Source organism: Sphingopyxis sp. CR5, assembly GCF_059693785.1.
Genome location: NZ_JCATIE010000013.1, coordinates 108,735 through 128,796, shown reverse-complemented (window position 1 = coordinate 128,796; position 20,062 = coordinate 108,735). Strand labels below are relative to the sequence as shown.

The window sequence follows — 20,062 nt, the reverse complement described above, 5'->3', positions numbered from 1 at the left end:
TGTTCAACAAACTCAAGAATTGGCGCAGGGTCGCCACCCGCTACGACAAAACCAAGGAATCCTACCTCGGCTTCGTCGCGCTCGCCTCAGTTAAACTCTGGATACCCTTTGTCCACGAAGCCTAGGCGGAGTAACACTTACGGGTGGCTTCTTTGGGCAAGTTGTATATCCGCAATCTATTTTGGCGTCAAAAACTGAACAGAAAATATGTGCGAAGGACTCGATGCTGGGGCAGAATCGCTGTGACACGGAACATGGATTTGCTCGAGTTACGCGGCCTGTCGTGTCCGATAGCAACTTCCAGCAAACTTTGATTTACAGCGGTCGTGTAGGTGATCGCGTGAAGATTGGGTATAGAGAGTCCGCTGGGGATATGGCAAGGCCGGCTTTCTCAAACGAAGCTGAATACGACTTGTCTGTCTCAGATGAAATAGCTTATCGTGGCGCAAAAATTCGTATCATTGAGGCAAATAATCAATCCATTACATATAAAGTAATATCAAACTTTAATGGCCAGTAGCTTTCACTCGATATCGAACAATCCCGCGAGCTGCTCGACCATCGTGCCGCCCAGCTGTTCGGCGTCCATGATCGTCACCGCGCGGCTGTAATAGCGGGTGACGTCGTGGCCGATGCCGATCGCGCAGAGCTCGACGGGCGATCTGTTCTCGATCCACTCGATGACCTGGCGCAGATGCTGGTCGAGATAGGCGCCGTGATTGACCGACAGCGTGCTGTCGTCGACCGGGGCGCCGTCCGAAATCACCATCAGGATGCGGCGTTCCTCGGGGCGGTGGACAATGCGGCTGTGCGCCCACATCAGCGCTTCGCCGTCGATATTTTCCTTTAGCAGCCCCTCGCGCATCATCAGGCCGAGCGAGCGGCGCGCGCGGCGATAGGGTTCGTCGGCGGGCTTGTAGATGATGTGCCTGAGGTCGTTGAGGCGGCCGGGGTGTGCCGGGCGCCTGGCGGCGAGCCAGTCCTCGCGGCTCTGCCCGCCCTTCCACGTCCGCGTCGTGAAGCCGAGGATTTCGGTCTTCACCCCGCAGCGTTCGAGCGTGCGCGCGAGGATGTCGGCGCTGATCGCGGCGATGCTGATCGGCCGCCCGCGCATCGAGCCGCTATTGTCGATGAGCAGGGTGACGACGGTATCGCGAAAATCGGTGTCGCGCTCGATCTTGTACGACAGCGACTGGCCGGGCGAGACGATGACGCGCGCGAGCCGCGCGGCGTCGAGCTGGCCTTCCTCCTGGTCGAAATCCCACGCGCGGTTCTGCTGCGCCATGAGGCGGCGTTGCAGGCGGTTGGCGAGCTTCGTCACCGCGCCCTGCAGATGCGTCATCTGCTGGTCGAGATAGGCGCGCAGCCGCGTCAGCTCGTCCGCGTCGCACAATTCGGTCGCGGCGATGATCTCGTCATGCTTTTCGGTGAAGCGGACATAGTTGAAATCGGGGACGTCGGTCGGCAGGCGGTTGGGGCGGACGGGCAGCATGCCCTCGTCGCCTTCGCCGCCCATTTCGGGTTCGCCGTCGGCCTCCATTTCCTGCGCGTCCGGGTCGGTGTCGCCGTCGTCGGCCTGATCGCCGTCCATCTCGGCGCGCGCGTCGACCTGGCTTTCGCCGCTGCCGCCATCCTCGCTTTCCTGCTGTTCCTGGCTCTCTTCGGCCTCGGCTTCGTCTTCCTCGCCGCCGTCCTCGGCGCCTTCCTCCAGCGGCTCGTCGCCATGGATCAGGTCGAGGTGCTGGAGCGCGAGGCGCGCGGTCTGGGCGAAGGCGGCCTGATCGTCGAGCAGCATCGACAGCGCGGTGAGGTCAGCGCCGGCGTCCTGACTGATCCATTCGCGGACCATCGACAGGCCGGTTTCGGTGCCCTGCGGCGAGGTCTCGCCGGTCAGCGCCTCGCGCAGCATCAATTCGAGCGCCGTCGAGACCGGCACCTCGTCGCGGGTCTGGGCGCGGCTGATCGGGTCGCTGCGCATCCGCATCGCGAGGCTCGCCGACAGGTTGGCGCGCATTCCGGCCATGTTGCGTGCGCCGAGCGCCTCGACCCGCGCGCGCTCCATCGCGTCGAAAGCGGCGGCGGCGAGCGGTTCCGACGGGCGGGCCGCGGCGTGCAGCTTTTCGCTGTGATGCTTCATCCGCAGGGCATAGCCATCGGCGAAGCCGCGCGCCTCCGCGACCTGGTCGGCGGGCAGCGTGCGCGAGGGCGTGGGAACCTTGATCGCCTTGCCGATCTGCGCCGGGGCGTCGGCGGTAAAGCCGACCTCGACCTCCGGATCGCGGGTGACGGCGCGCGCGACGCTGGACAGCGCGGTCTTCAGGTCATCGAGGGGGGAGGGGGTACTCATGGCGTTCCGGGTTCGGTGTTACGGTTGCAGATGCTGTCGTCCATCTCCTTGGGCATGGACGGGTCGGGAAGCAAGCGGAAGACGTGGCTCCAACGCGTTGCGGTACGCTGCGGCCGGGTCCGCTTGCCGTCTACCACATCGATGAAGTCCTGGCACGCGACCGCGCTGCGCAGGAAATTGCTGTGTCCGGTCGAACCGCGCGACACGTCGGTCGTGTCGATCACGGTCAGGCCGGGGATGGCCTTTGGATAACAACGCTCCGGCAACCCTTCGGCCTTTAGCTCAGCCGCTTCGAAGGGGTCGAAGCAATAGGGCGAGCCGAGCCGGGGGTAGCCGTGCAGCGCGCGAGACGCGGCCAGCGCCTTGTCGCCGAGCGAAACATAAAGGGTGATGCGCCGGTCGCGCGAGACCTTCGCCGCGGTCAGCACGCCGTCGGAAATGTCGCGCTCGAAACTTTCGCGGTCGATATCGGGGGAGGCAAGGATGATGTTCGAAATGTTGCGGCTGTCGGCGCTCGGTGCTGCGCGATCGACGTAGGCGATGGCGGGCACGACGAGCCGCGCCCCGAGCGAGTGCGAGACGATCACCACTTCCCTGACCCACGGCTGTTCGGCGAGCGCCTTCAGGAATTCGCGGAAATTGCGGACATCGTGATACATGTTGGTCTCGTCGACCGCATAGCTGAGCACGTCGTGCTGCGACGGCCAGCTGTAAGCGATCACCGGCCCGTCGAAGCCCGTCATCCGCGCGATCTGGGCCGCATCCTTCGTCGTCGTCTCGAAACTTTCGCGATAGCCGTGGACATAGAGCAGGACGCGACCCTGCCGCCGGTCGGTTTCACCCTGGAGCGCGGCCCACCAATCGCCCGGATACTGGAGCGCAAGCGGCGTGCGAAAGCGTTTCTTGCCGTCCCGTTCCATATCGCGCGGCGGCGCGAAACGGCCATAGCGCACGCGGTCGCCGCGGTGGTTGAGCAGTTCGATATCGGCGGTCCGGCAGTCGGGCAGGCGGCTGGTGACGAAGAAGAGCGGTAGCGCAGCAGCATCGACCGGAGCGCCCGCCCGCGGCGTGCAGCGCGGATCGGCGACATAGTCGGCGTGGGGGACCTTGCCGTAATCGACCGCGGCGCTGACGCAGCCGGAAAGCGATAGGGCAGCGAGCATGGCGGCGACCAAGAGGCGCGGGGCCGATGCCTGCGATCGCGCGGGGTGGGCGCGAAGGGCGATTGTTCCTGGCATGTCCTATCCCGTCGGCCGTTTTTCCAACGCAAATAGCAAATTCTCGCGATCGGGGTAGTCAAGCGACAGATCATGCACTGCGCGCTCGACCGCAACCGCTGGTACCTGCGCCCAAGCATCCTTGATTATCGGGCTATTTAGAAAATCTGATACACTGATCGTATCGAATTCAGGATTTTTTCCCCTGTATCTTATTATGTTCTGGCCATTCCAATAATAAGCTAAAGAAAAAAACTCCGACTCTTCCCAGCTCGCTTGCTCTATATTAACATTTTGGCGGATTCGTGCCTTTCCGATTGTGTAATTTTCTTTAATATCTAAATTAGCAGGATAGCATTTATTGCATGAGTCCATCGCTAATATGGGCGCAAAAAGTCGGTTACCTATAGGCATATACAAAATCCTAAATAAATTAAATGAACCTAATCTCTCAGAAGCAATTCTTGCAAATCACCCATAGGAATGCCTGATTCTGCAACATTTCTGGGAATCGAATTATAATCTATAGGAAACCAATTAATAAATTTTTTGATTCCAAAATCAACGTGGCTGTCGGTTATTTGCGCTTCTAACCTATCTATTTCTACTCCCGGCCCAAAGTATTTTGGTAGTTGTAGTGGATCAACGATAACCATCGTCTCTAGTGCTAAGGAATTGTCTAATTTCACCATCATGGGCCAGGCGGGTCTCAAGGCATTCATAATCCCGTCAGGAAGATACTGGGGAACCTCAATAGGTTTGCGATTGGAAAGCATTGCCGCGTAGCGCGCAGCAAAGCGCTCCCTGGACGACGTGTCTGGCGGGACATTTCGAGCAGGAGGAGTAAGCCTGAACAAGATGTTCTTGGCCCAATCCACATTGCCATCTGCGGAAGCCAATAGCCCCAACAACTTGCCACGCTCACCAAGGTCCACAAAAATCGCTTGTCCCCTTAGGCTGTGCCTCACCGCCCCGGGAGTTGGAATAGCGTTATCTCCTGCCCGGAATGTGCTCACTTCCAAGACACTGGCGCCGGACACAATGCCTTCTGGTGTACGAACAGATATCCTCAACCGGTAGCGGTATTTCGGCAAATTTGAGCCACAGGCCGATATGCCTAGCACGCCGATGCCAAGCAATGCGGCTATCAGGGAGCGTCGCGCCAAATCCGTCGTTGAATGATAAATGGTCATCGCACCAACTAATTTCCAGTAACGAAATTTCCAGTGTATCTCAGCTTCTTGCAAGCCAAATCCGACCCGGATTGGCCCTTTTAGCGTTTTCGTCCAATGGATTGCGACCGCAAATCTTAATGCCGCACCAATCTCGATCACGTCGCTACCGCTCTCGCCCCGCCTCATCGGGCGCCCGCGATGTCGGCGAGAGCAAATATTGAATGATCCGCAGGTCGCCGGTCTTGATCTCCGCCTGCACCGCGAGCCCCGGCCCGATCGGCTGGTCGCGCCCGGTTCACTCGTATCGACCGCATCGCGGCTGATGCTCTCAACGACGCCCGGCACGATTGTATAATCGGTGAACGTATAGGCTTCGAGCTTGACGCGAACGCGCTGCTGCAGCGTGGACGAATAGTGTCGTTTCCCTGGCAGAAAAGGAAAAATTGCAAATCTCCACTGTGTTGATAAGATAATACACAGGATGGGCCTGCGGGGCCGCAAGGCGAGGAAAGAGCGATGTCGATACTATTGGGTCTCCTGCTTGCGGGGGCGGCGGGATCGCCCGCCTATGTGCCGTCCTTCGATCCCGGCGAGCACAAGAACGAGGCGGCCGCCCGGCAGAACGAGGTTCTGGTGCTCGGCTCGCCGCATCTGTCGGGGTTGCCCGACGGCTTCGACCCTGACAGCCTTGGGCGCCTGCTCGGGCGCCTTGCGGCATGGAAGCCCGACATCATCACGATCGAGGCGGTTTCGGGGCCCCAGTGCGACCAGTTGCGGCGGTATGGCGACTATTATTCCGATGCGGCGGAGAGCTATTGCCCGGACGCTTCCGCGGCGCAAAAGGCCCTCGGCATCGACATGGCGGCCGCAACGAAGATGATAACGGATCGGCTGGCCAACTGGCCCGAACGCCCGAATCCGGCCGATCGCCGCCAGCTTGCCGCGCTGTTCCTGGCGGGCGGCGAGCCGGCGTCGGCGCTGGTCCAGTGGCTGCGCTTGCCCGAGAGTGAGCGCCGCGAGGGGGATGGGCTCGACCCGGCGGCGGTCACGCGGCTGGGCAAGCTGATGAAATGGCGCAACGAAAATAATCTCATCGGTGCGGTTCTGGCGGCGCGGCTCGGCCTGGAGCGCGTCTATGCGATCGACGACCACACGGCCGATGCCGTCAACGCGTCCATCGATAGCGACGCGGGATATGGCGAGGCATTGCAGCGGGCCTGGGACAATCCCGCCACCGCCCGGCGGCTTGCGGAAGACAAAAGGCTCGAGGCGAAACTCGACCAGGATGGCGTGATGGCTCTTTTCCGCGCCCTCAACCGCCCCGATGCCGCCGAGACGACCTATGAAAGCGATTTCGGCGCCGCGCTGGCCGACCCGTCACCGCAAAGCTATGGCCGGCGCTATGCCGGATCCTGGGAAGTCCGCAACCTGCGCATGGTCGCCAACATCCGCGCGGCGATCGTCGCGCACCCGGGATCGCGCACGCTGTCGATCGTCGGCGCTTCGCACAAAGGCTATTTCGAAGCCTATCTCAACATGATGCACGATGTGGTGCTGGTGGACGCGGAAGCGGTACTGGATGGCGGAGGCGTTGCGGAGGTTCCCCGACCCCCGCAGCCGAGTCACTTGCCGACGACTCCCTCGGGCAGGTCCTCGCCGAAGACGCGCTGATAATATTCGGCAACGATCATCCGCTCGGCCTCGTCGCATTTGTTGAGGAAGGAGAGGCGGAAGGCGAAGCCGAGATTGTTGAAGATCGCGGCGTTCTGGGCCCAGCTGATCACCGTGCGCGGCGACATGACCGTCGAGATGTCGCCGGCGATGAAGCCCTGACGGGTCAGGTCGGCGACCTTGACCATATTCTCCACCGTCTTGTCGTCGGTGTTCGGGACCTTGGCGAGGATGATCGCGCTTTCGGTCGCCGCGGGCAGATAGTTCAGCGTCACGACGATGTTCCAGCGGTCCATCTGGCCCTGGTTGATCTGTTGCGTGCCGTGATAGAGCCCGCTCGTGTCGCCGAGCCCGACGGTGTTGGCGGTCGCGAACAGGCGGAAATTCGGGTTCGGACGGATGACGCGGTTCTGGTCGAGCAGCGTCAGTTTCCCCTCGGCCTCCAGCACGCGCTGGATCACGAACATCACGTCGGGCCGGCCCGCGTCATATTCGTCGAAAACGAGCGCGGTCGGCGTCTGGAGCGCCCAGGGAAGCAGCCCTTCGCGAAACTCGGTCACCTGCTGGCCGTCGCGCAGCACGATCGCGTCGCGGCCGACCAGGTCGATGCGGCTGATATGCGCGTCGAGGTTGACGCGGATGCACGGCCATTTGAGGCGCGCCGCCACTTGCTCGATATGGGTCGACTTGCCGGTGCCGTGATAGCCCTGCACCATGACGCGGCGGTTGTATTTGAAGCCCGCGAGGATCGCGAGCGTCGTGTCGCCATCGAAGACATAGGCCGGGTCGAGATCGGGTACGCGCTCGTCGGCCTCGCTGAATGCCGGCACCTTCATGTCGATGTCGACCCCGAAGACCTCGCGTGCGTCGACCTCGGTATCGGGCGCCGCGAGGAGCGTCGAACCGTGGTGATCGGGAAGGCTGTTCGGGATATCGGTCATGGCATTCGGTCCAACACAGACGGGGAGAGTCGCCGCCGGACGGCGATATGGCTAGCCGGTATAGGCATGGGTTGCGGCTTGCAACGCCTTATTCAGAGGATGTCGAGCGCGCGCAGCACCGCCGACTGGTCGTAATAGGGACGTTCGCACAGGATACGGTCGCTGCCGGGCGAGAATTCGAAGGTCGCCGCCATGCGGATGCGAAAGGCCTTGCCGGTCGGCTCGATCGTGCGCAGCCCGAGCTTCAGCGGTCCCAGATGGGTGCCGGTCAGCCAGAATTCGACGAGCACCGTATCGGCGCCGGGATCGGCGGCAATCGAAATGATGTCATTGGCCTGGTCGGGAAAGGGCTCGCGCGATGACGCGAAATAAGAACGAACCGCCGCTTCGCCGTCGAAGATGGTGCCAGGCCCCATCAACTCGTAGCGCGGATGGTCGAACGTCGCGAGGACGCCGTCCCAGTCGTGCGTGATCTCTAACGCCATATGGCGCTTGACCGTCTCGATCCGCCGGTCGTCCAGATCGCTCATCGGCTTTCTCCCTATGCGAAAATCCTGCTTTTCCGCAAAAGCTGATAGGCGGCGACGACTTCGCCGAGCCGCGTTTCATAACCGCGATCGCCGCCGTTGCGATCGGGATGATATTGGCGCACCAACTCGCTGTACCGGCGACGCAGCGCCGAACGGTCGGCCTTGCCGTCGAGACCCAGCGCCTGCATCGCGCGATGCTCTTCGGGGGTGAAGCGCGGGTCGTTCGCTTCGCGCCGGGCCTGGTCCATCCGCTGGCGGAAGCGCGCGCCGAGCGCATCCATCGGATCCTTGAAATCGGCCCAGCGCGGCGGCAGGTCGGCGCTGCCCGCCGCGCGAAAGGTCCGGCTTTCGGTTTCCCAGCCCGAGGTCGGAGACTGGGCGGCCAGGATCTGGTCGGCGCTCATCCCGTCGAAATAATTATAGCCGGCGTTGAATTCGCGCACATGGTCCAGGCACAGCCAGCGATAGGGCGGCGGGCCGTCGGCGCGGCGGCCGCGCGAAGCGGGCGCGCGAAACTCGCCGGGCGCGTCGCAACCGGGCATGTCGCACTGCGCCTCCCGGGGGACACGGCCGTGGAATCGATTGGGTCGGGGGCTTGTCATAATCGTGGTTCCTCCCCAACATGGGGGCATGACGGAAAAAGGTCCAGTGCAACGCGAAATGGAAGGGTTGCTCGCCGACGCCTTTCCGGGCGCGACATTCACCCTGAGCAACGACAGCGCGAAGCATCATGGCCACGCCGGCGATGACGGCAGCGGCGAATCGCATTTCAGCCTGCTGATGGTGTGGGATGGCTTTGTGGGGCAAAGTCGCGTCGCACGCCAGCGGTCGATAAACAAGGCGCTCGGCGACCTGCCGGGCGATCGCGTTCATGCGCTGGCGATCAAGGCGATGGCGCCGGGAGAATGACGATGCATGTGATCACCCCCTCGACCCACGATATCGGCGCGTTCGACGTGCGGCGTACCTTGCCCGACAAGGCGCGCACGATGGTCGGGCCCTTCATCTTCGTCGACCAGTTCGGCCCCGCGCATTTCGACATCGGGCAGGGGATGGACGTGCGGCCGCATCCGCACATCAACCTGGCGACCGTCACCTATTTGTTCGAGGGCGCGATCGACCATCGCGACAGCCTGGGCACCCATGCGACCATACGCCCCGGGGCCTGCAACCTGATGACCGCGGGCAGCGGCATCGTCCATTCGGAGCGCACCCCGCCGGCCGAGCGCGGGACCGGGTCGGCGATCTCGGGGATGCAGACCTGGCTCGCCCTGCCCGACGGCAAGGAAGAGATCGCCCCGGCGTTCGAACATGTGGCGAAGGACGACCTGCCGCTGGTCGAGGATGGCGGCGTGTCGGCGCGGGTCATCATGGGCAGCCTGTGGGGCGCAACGTCGCCGATCACCCAGCATGCGGCGACGATCTATGCCGACATCCTGATGAATGCGGGAGCGAGCATCCCGATCGAAGCCGAGGCCGACGAGCGCGCCGTCGTCGTCGCGCTGGGCGATGCGAGCCTCGACGGCGAGGTGCTCGACCGCCACAGCCTTTACATATTGAAACCGGGCGACACGATGACGCTGCGGGCCGCAAGTGACGCGCGGGTGATGCTGCTCGGCGGCGAAGCCTTTTCGACGCCGCGCCACCTGTGGTGGAATTTCGTCAGCTCGTCGCGCGATCGCATCAACGCTGCAAAGCGCGACTGGAAGGATGGAAAATTCCCGATCGTTCCCGGCGACAGCGAGGAATATATCCCGCTGCCGGGAATGCCGGAGACGCCGACTTATCCGTGATTTGCGCGCGGAGGCGTGGAGATTGCAGAGGTTTCGGTTCACGCGGAGACGCGGAGACGCGGAGAATATTCGGGCCGTAGGCCCTTTTTCTTCGTCGAGTTCGATCATGCCGCGACGTCGGGAAAGAAGGCCGCTTCGCGGCGGGTGCCATTTCTCCGCGTCTCCGCGTCTCCGCGTGAATCTCTTCATACGACGATCTCTGCGCCTCTGCGCGCAATAATCGATCCGCCCGGCCCAACGGGCTTGCCAGACGCGGCAATCCCGGCCACTTTCGTTGCGAATTGAAACCAATGGGAGCGGGTAATGATCGGCGATTTCGAGCAGCGGCGGGTGAAGCTTTCGACCGGGGTCGAACTCGACACGGTCGATATGGGGCCGAAAGACGCTCCGGCGTTGATTTTCCTGCACGGCTTTCCCGAATCGCATCGCACGTGGCGCCATCAGTTGCCGCACTTTGCCGAGCGATTTCGCTGCATCGCACCCGACCAGCGCGGCTATCGCGGTTCGTCGAAGCCGCAGGATGCGGCGGACTATTCCCCCGACAAGCTGATCGCCGACATCTTTGCGCTCGCCGATGCGCTGGATGTCGACGCGTTCACGATCGTCGGTCACGACTGGGGCGGCGCGATCGCATGGGGCGTCGCGCTCGGCGGGCAGCCGGGCGGGCTGCACCCCGCCTGGTCGGGGCGCGTTACGCGCGCGGTGATCGCGAACGCGCCGCATCCGGCAATTTTCCAGCGGCTTTTGCTGACCAATGCCGAACAGCGCGAAGCGAGCCAATATATCCGTGTCTTCCGCGACCCCGCCAGCGACGCGCTGATCGAGGACCAGGGGATTGCCGGCTTGCTGGCAAAGGCCTTTGCGGGGCGCGTTCCCAGCGGGGGGACGCAGCCGCCGGAGGAGATTGCGCGTCTGCTGGCAGATTGGGAGGACCGCGACGCGTGCCGCGCGATGATCAACTGGTATCGCGCCTCGCCGGCCGCTGTGCCGGCGATGGATGACCCCTATGCCGACCCTCCGGCCATTCCCTTTCCGAAACTGACGATATCCGCCCTTGTCGTGTGGGCGCTCGACGACGTGGCGCTTCCGGCGTGCAATCTAGACGGGATCGAAGAGCTGGTGCCGAACGCCACGATCGTGAAGGTGCCGGGCTGCGGTCATTTTGTGCCGTGGGAAGCCCCCGATGCGGTCAACGCCGCGATGGACGAATTTCTCGCCAGACCCTGAGGAAAAAAGATGCGGCGGGCGGCGAGGAGGCGCCTGCCCGCCGCAAGGGGGTTATTTGGTCGTATAGCCGCCGTTGACCAGGATCGTCTGGCCGGTCATCCACCAGCCCTCGCTCACCATGAAGCGGATCCACGGCACGATATCCTCGATATGGGTCAGGCCGGTCGGCGTGAAGGGTGACAGGGCTGCCGCGCTCTTGTGATACGCCACCGCTTCGGCGCCCTCGGCCGGATAGAAGAAGGGCGTGTCCATCGGGCCGGGACCGATCGCGGTCACCGAAATGCCGCGCGCTCCGAACTCCTTGGACGCCGCGCGCGTATAATGTTCGACGGGCGCCTTCGTGCCGGCATAGCTTGCATAGAAGGGCGTGTAGGCGCCGAGCAGCGAGGTGACGAGGGTGCAGACCTTGCCATTGTCGTCAAGATGCCGGCCGGCTTCCTTGATGAAGAAAAAGGCGGTTTTCGAATTGACCGCGTTCATCGCGTCGAATTCGTCTTCGCCGATTTCGATCATCGGCTTTTTCAGGACCTTGCCCACCGTGTTTACCGCGATGTCGATGCCGCCCATCGCCGCCTTTGCGTCCGCGAACAGTTTTTCCATCGCGCCTGCGGTGGTGAGGTCGGCCTGGAAAGCATGCGCGTCCGCGCCGGCCGCCTTGATCGCGGCGAGCGTTTCTTCGGCTTCGCCGCGGGCGGCGTCGCTGTTGTAGTGGATCGAAACGGCGCGCGCGCCATGCGCTGCGAGGTCGCGGGCGAGCAGCCCGCCGAGATTTTTCGCGCCGCCGCCGATGAGGACGGCTTTTCCTGCGATCCTATGGTCTGTCATATGTAGGGTCCCTTATGTTGGAGGAGGGGATTCGACCTTAGGGACGCGCCAAATTCGAGGCTTTCAGATTCTCACAGACTTGGCATAACCACGCTATGCGCGGTGGGGACATACAGGCGATGATGGCCGAGGACCGGATCGACGGACCGACAGCCTGGACAATCGAGCGCGAGAGCCATTCGCTGATGCTGCACGAGGCGGGGAGCTATCACTGGCTCGAAACCTGGCTCGACGGACGACGTACATCGCTTGGCGATCCCTTGCCCGGCGAAATGTGGTTCGCGCCGGCCGGGCGCCGCTATCGCGCACAGGCCAAGGGCGGTCACGTGCGCTATGCGGCGGTCGAGATTCCCGCGAGCGTTCTGGATGTCGGGTCGACCGCGCGCGGGCTTGCGGGCCATCAGGATCGGGCGATTGCGGCGCTGATCCTGGCGCTCGTCGCGGGCGAACAGGCCGCGGCGATGCCGTTGGTGACGCTGCTCCACGAGGCGCTCGACGGGGCCGCTTCGACGCGGCCCTCCCCAACCGACGTGGCGCGCCGTATCGATGGCCTGCTGACCTTTATCCAGACGCATATCGAAACCCCGATGACGGTCGAGGACATGGCGGCGGAAGCCGGGATGTCGGTGAACAGCCTGATCGGTCATTTCGCCCGTGCGACCGGGCGCACGCCCGCGCAATATGTGCTCAACCAGCGGCTCCGCCGCGCGCGCTGGTTCCTGATGCACCGGCCCTTGTCGGTCGCCGAAATCGCCTTTGCCACCGGCTTTTCGAGCCACGCCCATCTTTGCGCCGCCTTTCGCGACAAGCTCGGCATCTCGCCGACCGAATGGCGTCGGCGCACGTTGCGGGAGAATGACGTGTGACCGTCCCCGACCATCTGTTCCGAGCGCGCAGCGAGCACGGCCATGCGCCGGTCACCTATATCGAGCTGTTCTTCGACCTCGTCTTCGTCTTTGCGATCACCCAGCTTTCGCACGGGCTGCTGGCGCATCTGAGCTTGCTCGGCGCGCTTCAGACGCTGCTTTTGCTTTTCGCCGTGTGGTGGGTGTGGATCTATACCACCTGGGTCGCCAACTGGCTCGACCCGGAGCGGGCGAACGTGCGGTTGATGCTGATCCTGCTGATGCTGGCCGGGCTCGCGCTGTCGAGCGCGATTCCCCATGCCTTCGGCGCGCGTGGCTGGCTGTTCGCTGCCGCCTATTGCACGATGCAGATCGGGCGCAGCCTCTATGTGATCTGGGCGAGCGCGGGCGTGCATCCGGCACGCGCGCGCAATTTCCAGCGCATCCTGTTCTGGTCGATCCTGTCGCTGCCGCTGTGGATCGCCGGATCGTTCGCCGCGAGCGAGGCGCGCCTGTTGCTCTGGGCGGGCGCGTTGCTCGTCGACTATGCGGGTCCGCTCGCCTTTTTCCGGACGCCCGGTCTCGGGCGGTCGACCGGGGCGGACTGGGACATCGCGGGCGGCCATATGGCCGAGCGTTGCGCGCTGTTCATCATCATCACGCTTGGCGAAGGAGTGCTCGTCACCGGGGCCACCTTTGCGACGCTGCCGCAGGATGGGGTGCACTGGATCGCCTTTGCCAGCTGTTTCCTCGGATCGGCGGCGCTGTGGTGGCTCTATTTCGACACCGGCGCGCGGCGCGGGAGCGAGGTGATCGCCGCGAGCAACGACGCCGGGCTGCTTGCCCGCAACGCCTATACCTATTGGCACATTCCGATCGTCGCCGGGCTCGTCGTTTCCGCAGTGGCCGACGAAATGCTGCTGGCGCACCCGCACGGCCACATCGAACCGGCGATGCTGGCGGTCTCGATCGGCGGTCCCTTGCTGTTCCTGATCGGCAATATGGCCTTCAAGCAAGCGACCACCGACCGGCCGCTGCCGCCCTTTTCGCACCTGCTGGGCAGCGCGGCGCTGATCGGGGTGGGGGCATGGGCATGGTTCGGCCATCGGGAACCGCTGACGCTTGGCCTGGCGGTGCTCGCGGTGCTCGTCCTTACGGCGATTTGGGAGTGGGGGTCGTTCCACGGCGGCTGGCGGCGCTGGACACCGTGGCTCGGCCGCATGGTCGGCGCCGACCCCGCCGCGGCGCAGGAGAAATAGGATGGCGCATGGCGCCAGCGTGCCGATCGACCGTTCGATGCCGCGCGGCACGCTTGCAGGCTATCCTGCCTGCCCGCCGCTCTCTGCACCCACCTTCCCATCGGGCGACTAGGGGTCCTGACCCTAAGGCGACCGGGACGTCCGCAGGCGCGACGGTCGCTCGGTGCGCGACTGGGGGCGCTGCGCTTTCGGTTCGGCGCGAGGCGGGGCGGGACGCGCGGGGCGCGCCGTCGCTTCCGGTCGCGCACGGTTCGGCGCCGGCCGGGTCACGGGGCGCGGCCTTGTCGTCGCGGGCGGCGCGCCCGCCGACAGGTCGGGACGCTGCGGCCGCGGCCTTGCCGCCTGCGGGCGTACGGGGCGCTGGGGGTGAACGACGGTCGGCGTGTTTCCTGAGCCAGGGCGCGTGCCGTGCGGACGATCGCGATCCCCGCCGCTGCCGCGTCCGGGACGGCCGTCGTGATCCCGATCGCGGTCGTGACCCTGCCATCCGCCGGGGCGGTTCGGACGTCCGTCGTGGTCCTTGTCGCGATCGTGCCCTTTCCATCCGCCCGGGCGGTTCGGGCGGTCGGGACGGCCTTTCCAGTCGTCGCGGTCATGGCGGTGTTTCCACCACGCCCGCCGGCCGCCCCAATAGTTCAGGTAGCGCCCGCTGAGCGGATAGCGGTTGCGATAATTGTCGTACATCCAAAGGCCATAGCCGGGGTAGTAATAATCATCGTACCAGCCGCCGCCGAAGCCGATGCTGACGAAGCCGCTGCCATAGTCGCCGCCATCGTAGCAGTCGTAACCATAGCCATCGCCATAGCTGTACGGATCATAGGCGTAATAGTCGCTCGCGCAGGCTCCCGACCCGCCATAGCCGGCGCCATAGACGTCGCCGTAATAGCAACCGCCGAGCGTGGTCGTGGCGAGCGCGCCGAGCGCCAGCGAAAGAGGGCGTCGAAACAGATTGGGCATTGTCGTGTCCTTCATGCGACCCCAACGGATGGATCGCCAAACTTGTCCTGCAAGTTGCACGAGACGAGTTGAATTTGCGGTGAATAGAGACATATTCGTGCCATCGCTTTACTTGCAACAATGTCAGTAGTGCGATAGCGTCGGGTCGATGGCGCTGTGGATGGAGGTTGCCCCCGATGAATGCTCCGGCGAAGATTGAATGGTCCGAAGCGCGTTTCGGGCCCGAAACGAAGCATTGGCTGCCGCGCAATCCCGAGAGCAGCCTGGACCATATTCCCGGCGATGACGGCATCCCGGTGCTTGGTACGACCCTCGCCCAGCTCAAGGATCCGACCGGTTTTACCAACCGCATGGTCGCGCGTTTCGGGAAAGTGTATCGCGCCAAGAGTTTTGGCGGCCGGGGCGTTTCGCTGGTCGGGCCCGACGCCAATGAACTCGTCCTGTTCGACCGCGAGAAATTGTTTTCGTCCGAACAGGGGTGGGGGCCGGTGCTGAACCTGCTCTTCCCGCGCGGGCTGATGCTGATGGATTTCGACAAGCATCGCGCCGACCGCAAGACGCTGTCGGTCGCATTCAAGCCCGAGCCGATGCGTCACTATGCCGACTCGCTGAACGGCGGCATTCGCGACCGAGTTGCCGCGTGGAGCGGCACGTCGTTCCAATTCTATCCGGCGATCAAGCAACTGACGCTCGACCTCGCGGCGACGAGTTTCCTTGGTATTCCGTGGGGGCCGGAGGCGGAAAAGATCAACAAGGCCTTTGTCGACATGGTGCAGGCGTCGATCGGTGTCGTCCGTGTTCCGATGCCCTTTACCGCGATGGGCCGCGGCGTCGCGGGGCGCAAATTCCTCGTCGACTATTTCACCACAATGGTACCCGAACGCCGCGCGTCGTCGGGCGAGGACATCTTCACCCAAATCTGCCAGGCGAAGGACGAGGGCGGGGATTATCTGTCGGTCGAGGCGATCGTCGACCATATGAACTTCCTGATGATGGCGGCGCACGACACCATCACCAGCTCGATCACCTCGCTCGTGTGGCTGCTTGCGAAGCATCCCGAGTGGCAGGACAAGCTGCGCGAGGAAATGCTGGCGGTCGCGCCGGCAGGCGAGGGAGTCGGACACAACGCCCTCGGCGAGCTCGAACTTACCGAAATGGCGTTCAAGGAAGCACTGCGACTCATTCCGCCGGTTCCCGCGATCCCGCGCCGGGCGCTGCGCGATTTCGAGTTCGCAGGTTACCATATTCCCGCCGGCACCAACGTCGGGATCAATCCCGCCTACACGCATATGATGGCCGAATATTGGCCCGAGCCCGAGCGGTTCGATCCGATGCGCTTTGCCCCCGAAGCGGTGCGCGGGCGGCACAAATATGCGTGGGTGCCCTTCGGCGGCGGCGCGCACATGTGCCTGGGACTGCATTTCGCTTACATGCAGGCCAAAATCTTTTTCCATCATGTCCTGACCACGCATCGCATCGCCGTTGCCGATGGATATGCGCCCGAGTGGCAGATGTGGCCGATCCCCCGGCCAAAGGACGGGCTGACGGTGCGGTTCGACCCGATCTGAGCTTGCGGGCCGGCGCGCGCTGCGCCACCGTGGCGCGGTGACGAGTTTCCGACCCTATCTCATAGGCTTCGGCATCGCCGTGCTGCTCACCATCGCCGCGATCCGCGCGATGATATGGCTGCGCGCGCATCCCGAGCACGACCCGACCGCGCGCTTCGAGCTGGCGCAGCCGCAGGGTTGGGCGACACGCCGCAAACTGCTGTCGCTCGTACAGGACGACGCGGCCTGCTTCGCTGCCTTTGACCGCGCGGGCGCCGGCTACCAACGCCGGGCGCCGGCGGGCGTGGGCGTGTGCCGCGCGAGCCAGCGGATGATCCTGACCGGGGACATGTTCGTTCCGACGCTGGCCCCCGCCAGCGCCGCGCCCGGCTGTGCGGTCACCGCGGCGATGGCGCTATGGACGCGCGATGTCGTCCAGCCGCTCGCGCAGAAATATTTCGGGCAAACGGTCGCGAAGCTCGAAAATCTCGGCAGCTATAACTGTCGCAAGATCGCGGGGCGGCAGGCGCAGAGCGAGCATTCGACCGCCAACGCGATCGACATTTCGGCCTTCGTCTTCGCCGACGGGACGCGCGTGTCGCTGATCAACGATTGGGAGCAGGGCGATCGCCGCAGCGATTTTCTGCACGCGGTGCGCGACGGATCGTGCGACCTGTTCAGCACCGTGTTGTCGCCCGACTACAACCGCGCCCACGCCGATCATCTGCACCTCGACATGGCGGTGCGGACCGCGGGCTGGTCGGTGTGCCGCTAGCTCAGACGGTAAAGCTCTCGCCGCAGCCGCAGGAGCCCTTGGCGTTGGGATTGTCGAAGACGAAGCCGGCCGCGAAATCATCCTCGACCCAGTCCATCGTGCTGCCGATCAGATAGAGGACCGACGCGCCGTCGATGTAGAAAATGCCGCCCGGCGTTTCGATCTTCTCGTCGAACTTTTCCTCTTCGGTCACATAGTCGACCGAATAGGCGAGCCCCGAACAGCCGCGGCGCGGGGTCGACAGCTTGACGCCGATCGCATCCTCGGGCGCCTTTTCCATCAGCGCGGCGACGCGCGCCTCGGCATTGGGGGTCAGCGTGACCGCGGCGGGGCGGGTGCGGGTTTTGGTATCAGTCACAATCCGTTCCTTTCGCCGTTCGTGTCGAGCGAAAATTGGCAAGGGCCTGTTTCACAACATCCCCAGTTCGAGCCGCGCCTCGTCGCTCATATTGGCGGGCGACCATGGCGGGTCCCAGACGAGATTGACTTCGGCGTCGCCGACGCCGGGCACCGCGCCGACGCGCAGCTCGACCTCGCCGGGCATCGATTCGGCGACCGGGCAATGCGGCGTGGTCAGCGTCATCGTGACCATCACATGCCCCTCGTCGATCTCGACATTATAGATCAGGCCAAGGTCATAGATATTGACCGGGATTTCAGGGTCATAAATGTCCTTCAGCGCGTTGATCACGGCTTCGTAAAGGTCGCCGCCGACGGCGTTGGGGTCCGCCGCCGCGGGCTTGGCGGCGAGGAAGCCCTCCAGATAGTCGCGCTTGCGCTCCAGTTTCTCGGGTGCGGTCTCGGCATCGGCGACGCGCGCCTTGGGCGGCGCCTCGACGCGCGTCACTTCCTCGACCTTGATCGCCCGTTCCTCGTTCATCCGAAAATCCTTTCGACGCGCGCCAGTCCTTCGATCAGCGCGGTCACATCGTCTTCATTGCTATAGAGCCCGAAACTCGCGCGCGCGGTCGCCGGAACGCCCAGATGCTCCATCAGCGGCTGCGCGCAGTGGTGCCCGGCGCGGATCGCGACCCCGCTTTCGTCCAAGATAGTGCCGATGTCGTGCGGATGAACCCCCGCCATCGCGAAGCTGACGATTCCGGCGCTGTTTTCGGGGCCGAAAACGCGCACGCTGTTCTTGCGCGCGAGCGCCTCGCGCAGCGAGCCGACGAGCTTGCACTCGTGCGCGTGGATCGCGTCGAGCCCGATCGCATCGACATAATCGACCGCGGCGGCGAGCCCGAGCGCCTCGATAATCGCGGGCGTTCCCGCCTCGAAGCGGGTGGGGGCGGGGGCATAGGTCGTGCGTTCGAAGGTCACGCGGTCGATCATCGACCCGCCGCCCTGCCACGGCGGCAGCACGTCCAATTTGTCGCTCCACAGCACGCCGACGCCGGTCGGGCCATAGAGCTTGTGCCCCGAAAAGACATAATAGTCGCAGCCGAGCGCCGACACATCGACGGGCAGCCGCGGCACCGCCTGGCAGCCGTCGACCAGCAGCTCGGCGCCGACGCGGTGGGCGAGATCGGCGGCGCGCGCGACGTCGAGCGGGCTGCCGAGTACGTTCGAGACGTGGGCGAAGGCGACCATGTTGTGCTCGGGGGTCAGCATCTTTTCGGCGGCGTCCAGGTCGATGCAGCCATCGTCGGTCAGCGGGCAGACGTCGACCTGCCATCCCGCGAGCTGCCAGGGCACGATATTGCTGTGATGTTCGAGCACCGACAGCAGCACGCGTCCCTTTTTCGGATGCGAGTAAGCGACGAGGTTGATCGCCTCGGTCGCGCCGCGCACGAAGGTGACCTGGTCCTCCTTCGCGCCGACGAAGGCGGCGATCCGCCGCCGCGCCGCTTCATACGCAAGCGTCATGTCGGCCGAGCGCGCATAGACGCCGCGGTGGACGGTCGCATAGTCGCGGCCCATCGCATTGACGGTGGCGTCGATCACCGCTTGCGGTTTTTGCGCGGTCGCCGCGGTATCGAGATAATGCCAGCCGGGGGTCAGGCCGGGGAAGTCAGCCCTGATATCCCCCTCCCGCAGGCGGGAGGGGTTAGGGGAGGGCATGTCGAGGTCGGGCGCTGACGAAACAGGCCCTCCCCCGATCCCTCCCGCCTGCGGGAGGGGAGAAGAGATGTCGGCATTCGTCACACCAGCTCTCCCAGCTTTGCGAGCGCCAACTCCTGCAATCGCGATTCCTCCTCGGCGCCCTCGAACACGCCGGCGACGAACGCTTGCAACATCAGCTTCTTCGCCTCCGCCGGCGGCATCCCGCGCGACTGGAGATAGAAAAGCGCCTCGGCATCGAGTTCGCCGATCGCGCAGCCGTGCGCGCATTTGACGTCGTCGGCGAAGATTTCGAGTTCGGGCTTGGCGTTCGCGGTCGCGCTGCGGTTCAGCAGCATCGCCTTCACATCCTGCTCGCTGTCGGTTGCCTGCGCGTCGCGCGCAACCGCGACCTTGCCCAGATAGGTGCCCGTCGCGGTGCCGCCGAGCACCGAGCGCACGACCTGCCGCGACGTCGCGCCGGGTTCGGCGTGGATCACCGTGGTGATAATCTCGAGCGTCTGTTCGCCGCCGCCGATCTGCGCCGCGCCGAGCGTGAAGTCGGCGCCTTCGTGCAGCGTCACGGTCAGCTCGATCCGGCCATAGGCGCCGCCGATGTTGAGGATGTGCAGCGCGGCCTTTGCGTCCTTGCCCACGCTTATCTCGATCTGCCGGATCGCGCCTTCATCCAGCACGATCGCCCGCTTGAAGTCGCCGCCCGCGGGCACGACGATGCTCTCGGGCGCGGGCAGCGGCCACGCCGCCGTTACCGCGTCGATGTCGGCATAGCGCCATGCTTCGTCGCGGCGGGTTGGGAGGGGGGTCACCATATTCCCTCTCCCATTGGGAGAGGGTTGCGATAGCTTGGCAACTTGTTGCCTAGCTGAAGCTGGGTGAGGGGATGTCTGCTGTC

General features: G+C 64.2%; 22 protein-coding genes and 1 pseudogene. 10 read left to right on the top strand and 13 right to left on the bottom strand.

Going from position 1 to position 20,062, the window contains the following annotated elements:
• A pseudogene (locus AC58D2_RS18270) lies at positions 1–125 on the top strand (IS5 family transposase); the annotation flags it as partial.
• A 158-nt stretch (positions 126–283) separates the two neighbouring features.
• A complete protein-coding gene (locus AC58D2_RS18265) occupies positions 284–520 on the top strand; it encodes a hypothetical protein (protein ID WP_497392512.1) in 237 nt (78 codons plus the stop codon).
• A gap of 3 nt (positions 521–523) precedes the next feature.
• Here the strand turns inward: AC58D2_RS18265 and cobT are convergent, their stop codons facing one another.
• The 4 genes from cobT to AC58D2_RS18245 form a co-directional block, all read right to left on the bottom strand.
• Complete coding sequence (gene cobT / locus AC58D2_RS18260; RefSeq protein WP_497392511.1) at positions 524–2,347, bottom strand: cobaltochelatase subunit CobT; 1,824 nt, start codon at positions 2,345–2,347, stop codon at positions 524–526.
• The gene (locus AC58D2_RS18255) at positions 2,344–3,510 is read right to left on the bottom strand and encodes an alpha/beta hydrolase (RefSeq protein ID WP_497392510.1); all 1,167 of its coding nucleotides are present in this window, start codon (positions 3,508–3,510) and stop codon (positions 2,344–2,346) included. The genes cobT and AC58D2_RS18255 overlap by 4 nt, the downstream gene beginning before the upstream one ends.
• Before the next feature lie 78 nt (positions 3,511–3,588).
• Positions 3,589–3,978 (bottom strand): hypothetical protein, encoded by a 390-nt coding sequence (locus AC58D2_RS18250; protein ID WP_497392509.1) that lies wholly within the window; start codon positions 3,976–3,978, stop codon positions 3,589–3,591.
• 29 nt (positions 3,979–4,007) lie between these two features.
• Complete coding sequence (locus AC58D2_RS18245) at positions 4,008–4,898, bottom strand: hypothetical protein (RefSeq protein ID WP_497392508.1); 891 nt, start codon at positions 4,896–4,898, stop codon at positions 4,008–4,010.
• Positions 4,899–5,255: 357 nt separating this feature from the next.
• Here AC58D2_RS18245 and AC58D2_RS18240 point away from each other — a divergent pair, with 357 nt between their 5' ends.
• Positions 5,256–6,410, top strand: a complete 1,155-nt coding sequence (locus AC58D2_RS18240; RefSeq protein WP_497392507.1) for a DUF5694 domain-containing protein — start codon at positions 5,256–5,258, stop codon at positions 6,408–6,410.
• Here AC58D2_RS18240 and cobS read toward each other — a convergent pair.
• The 3 genes from cobS to AC58D2_RS18225 form a co-directional block, all read right to left on the bottom strand.
• The gene (cobS, locus tag AC58D2_RS18235; protein WP_497392506.1) at positions 6,362–7,351 is read right to left on the bottom strand and encodes a cobaltochelatase subunit CobS; all 990 of its coding nucleotides are present in this window, start codon (positions 7,349–7,351) and stop codon (positions 6,362–6,364) included. The two genes, AC58D2_RS18240 and cobS, sit on opposite strands and share 49 nt — an antisense overlap.
• 92 nt (positions 7,352–7,443) lie before the next feature.
• The gene (locus tag AC58D2_RS18230) at positions 7,444–7,881 is read right to left on the bottom strand and encodes an ester cyclase (RefSeq protein ID WP_497392505.1); all 438 of its coding nucleotides are present in this window, start codon (positions 7,879–7,881) and stop codon (positions 7,444–7,446) included.
• Positions 7,882–7,892: 11 nt separating this feature from the next.
• Positions 7,893–8,423: a J domain-containing protein gene (locus AC58D2_RS18225; RefSeq protein ID WP_497392504.1), complete on the bottom strand. Its 531-nt coding sequence runs from the start codon at positions 8,421–8,423 to the stop codon at positions 7,893–7,895.
• Between the two features lie 88 nt (positions 8,424–8,511).
• Between AC58D2_RS18225 and AC58D2_RS18220 the strand changes: the two genes are divergently transcribed.
• The 3 genes from AC58D2_RS18220 (at position 8,512) to AC58D2_RS18210 (ending at position 10,901) form a co-directional block, all read left to right on the top strand.
• Complete coding sequence (locus AC58D2_RS18220; RefSeq protein ID WP_497392503.1) at positions 8,512–8,790, top strand: BolA family protein; 279 nt, start codon at positions 8,512–8,514, stop codon at positions 8,788–8,790.
• Entirely contained in the window at positions 8,787–9,674 is an 888-nt protein-coding gene (locus AC58D2_RS18215) for a pirin family protein (protein ID WP_497392502.1), read from the top strand. Before AC58D2_RS18220 ends, AC58D2_RS18215 begins: the two co-directional genes overlap by 4 nt.
• 303 nt (positions 9,675–9,977) lie before the next feature.
• Positions 9,978–10,901, top strand: a complete 924-nt coding sequence (locus AC58D2_RS18210) for an alpha/beta fold hydrolase (RefSeq protein WP_497392501.1) — start codon at positions 9,978–9,980, stop codon at positions 10,899–10,901.
• Positions 10,902–10,952: 51 nt separating this feature from the next.
• Here the strand turns inward: AC58D2_RS18210 and AC58D2_RS18205 are convergent, their stop codons facing one another.
• A complete protein-coding gene (locus AC58D2_RS18205; protein ID WP_497392500.1) occupies positions 10,953–11,726 on the bottom strand; it encodes an SDR family oxidoreductase in 774 nt (257 codons plus the stop codon).
• A 95-nt stretch (positions 11,727–11,821) separates the two neighbouring features.
• Here AC58D2_RS18205 and AC58D2_RS18200 point away from each other — a divergent pair, with 95 nt between their 5' ends.
• Positions 11,822–12,592 (top strand): helix-turn-helix domain-containing protein, encoded by a 771-nt coding sequence (locus AC58D2_RS18200; RefSeq protein ID WP_497392499.1) that lies wholly within the window; start codon positions 11,822–11,824, stop codon positions 12,590–12,592.
• Positions 12,589–13,830: a low temperature requirement protein A gene (locus tag AC58D2_RS18195; protein WP_497392498.1), complete on the top strand. Its 1,242-nt coding sequence runs from the start codon at positions 12,589–12,591 to the stop codon at positions 13,828–13,830. Before AC58D2_RS18200 ends, AC58D2_RS18195 begins: the two co-directional genes overlap by 4 nt.
• Before the next feature lie 123 nt (positions 13,831–13,953).
• Here the strand turns inward: AC58D2_RS18195 and AC58D2_RS18190 are convergent, their stop codons facing one another.
• Positions 13,954–14,787, bottom strand: a complete 834-nt coding sequence (locus AC58D2_RS18190; protein ID WP_497392497.1) for a hypothetical protein — start codon at positions 14,785–14,787, stop codon at positions 13,954–13,956.
• A 176-nt stretch (positions 14,788–14,963) separates the two neighbouring features.
• Here AC58D2_RS18190 and AC58D2_RS18185 point away from each other — a divergent pair, with 176 nt between their 5' ends.
• Together AC58D2_RS18185 and AC58D2_RS18180 are read left to right on the top strand one after the other, a co-directional pair.
• Positions 14,964–16,355: a cytochrome P450 gene (locus AC58D2_RS18185; protein ID WP_497392496.1), complete on the top strand. Its 1,392-nt coding sequence runs from the start codon at positions 14,964–14,966 to the stop codon at positions 16,353–16,355.
• 37 nt (positions 16,356–16,392) lie between these two features.
• Positions 16,393–17,109, top strand: a complete 717-nt coding sequence (locus AC58D2_RS18180; protein WP_497392495.1) for an extensin-like domain-containing protein — start codon at positions 16,393–16,395, stop codon at positions 17,107–17,109.
• Between the two features lies 1 nt (position 17,110).
• On the opposite strand, the gene AC58D2_RS18175 is transcribed toward AC58D2_RS18180, so the two are convergent.
• The 4 genes from AC58D2_RS18175 to AC58D2_RS18160 form a co-directional block, all read right to left on the bottom strand.
• Positions 17,111–17,467 carry a HesB/IscA family protein gene (locus tag AC58D2_RS18175; RefSeq protein WP_497392494.1) on the bottom strand — a complete coding sequence of 119 codons (357 nt, stop codon included), beginning with the start codon at positions 17,465–17,467 and terminating at the stop codon, positions 17,111–17,113.
• A 51-nt stretch (positions 17,468–17,518) separates the two neighbouring features.
• On the bottom strand, positions 17,519–17,989 hold the full coding sequence (locus tag AC58D2_RS18170; protein ID WP_497392493.1) for an SUF system Fe-S cluster assembly protein: 471 nt from the start codon (positions 17,987–17,989) through the stop codon (positions 17,519–17,521).
• On the bottom strand, positions 17,986–19,170 hold the full coding sequence (locus AC58D2_RS18165; protein ID WP_497392516.1) for an aminotransferase class V-fold PLP-dependent enzyme: 1,185 nt from the start codon (positions 19,168–19,170) through the stop codon (positions 17,986–17,988). The genes AC58D2_RS18170 and AC58D2_RS18165 overlap by 4 nt, the downstream gene beginning before the upstream one ends.
• An 80-nt stretch (positions 19,171–19,250) precedes the next feature.
• Positions 19,251–19,979, bottom strand: a complete 729-nt coding sequence (locus AC58D2_RS18160) for a SufD family Fe-S cluster assembly protein (RefSeq protein ID WP_497392492.1) — start codon at positions 19,977–19,979, stop codon at positions 19,251–19,253.
• Positions 19,980–20,062: the final 83 nt, after the last annotated feature.

Bases quoted from the DNA above. Each gene is read 5' to 3' on its own strand.
- AC58D2_RS18200 (WP_497392499.1), top strand. From the start codon at position 11,822: ATGCGCGGTGGGGACATACAGGCGATGATGGCCGAGGACCGGATCGAC.
- AC58D2_RS18250 (WP_497392509.1), bottom strand. From the start codon at position 3,978: ATGCCTATAGGTAACCGACTTTTTGCGCCCATATTAGCGATGGACTCA.
- AC58D2_RS18205 (WP_497392500.1), bottom strand. From the start codon at position 11,726: ATGACAGACCATAGGATCGCAGGAAAAGCCGTCCTCATCGGCGGCGGC.
- cobS (WP_497392506.1), bottom strand. From the start codon at position 7,351: ATGACCGATATCCCGAACAGCCTTCCCGATCACCACGGTTCGACGCTC.
- AC58D2_RS18220 (WP_497392503.1), top strand. From the start codon at position 8,512: ATGACGGAAAAAGGTCCAGTGCAACGCGAAATGGAAGGGTTGCTCGCC.
- AC58D2_RS18225 (WP_497392504.1), bottom strand. From the start codon at position 8,423: ATGCCCGGTTGCGACGCGCCCGGCGAGTTTCGCGCGCCCGCTTCGCGC.
- AC58D2_RS18240 (WP_497392507.1), top strand. From the start codon at position 5,256: ATGTCGATACTATTGGGTCTCCTGCTTGCGGGGGCGGCGGGATCGCCC.
- AC58D2_RS18255 (WP_497392510.1), bottom strand. From the start codon at position 3,510: ATGCTCGCTGCCCTATCGCTTTCCGGCTGCGTCAGCGCCGCGGTCGAT.
- cobT (WP_497392511.1), bottom strand. From the start codon at position 2,347: ATGAGTACCCCCTCCCCCCTCGATGACCTGAAGACCGCGCTGTCCAGC.
- AC58D2_RS18185 (WP_497392496.1), top strand. From the start codon at position 14,964: ATGAATGCTCCGGCGAAGATTGAATGGTCCGAAGCGCGTTTCGGGCCC.
- AC58D2_RS18230 (WP_497392505.1), bottom strand. From the start codon at position 7,881: ATGAGCGATCTGGACGACCGGCGGATCGAGACGGTCAAGCGCCATATG.
- AC58D2_RS18210 (WP_497392501.1), top strand. From the start codon at position 9,978: ATGATCGGCGATTTCGAGCAGCGGCGGGTGAAGCTTTCGACCGGGGTC.
- AC58D2_RS18190 (WP_497392497.1), bottom strand. From the start codon at position 14,787: ATGCCCAATCTGTTTCGACGCCCTCTTTCGCTGGCGCTCGGCGCGCTC.
- AC58D2_RS18215 (WP_497392502.1), top strand. From the start codon at position 8,787: ATGACGATGCATGTGATCACCCCCTCGACCCACGATATCGGCGCGTTC.
- AC58D2_RS18170 (WP_497392493.1), bottom strand. From the start codon at position 17,989: ATGAACGAGGAACGGGCGATCAAGGTCGAGGAAGTGACGCGCGTCGAG.
- AC58D2_RS18165 (WP_497392516.1), bottom strand. From the start codon at position 19,170: ATGCCCTCCCCTAACCCCTCCCGCCTGCGGGAGGGGGATATCAGGGCT.
- AC58D2_RS18160 (WP_497392492.1), bottom strand. From the start codon at position 19,979: ATGGTGACCCCCCTCCCAACCCGCCGCGACGAAGCATGGCGCTATGCC.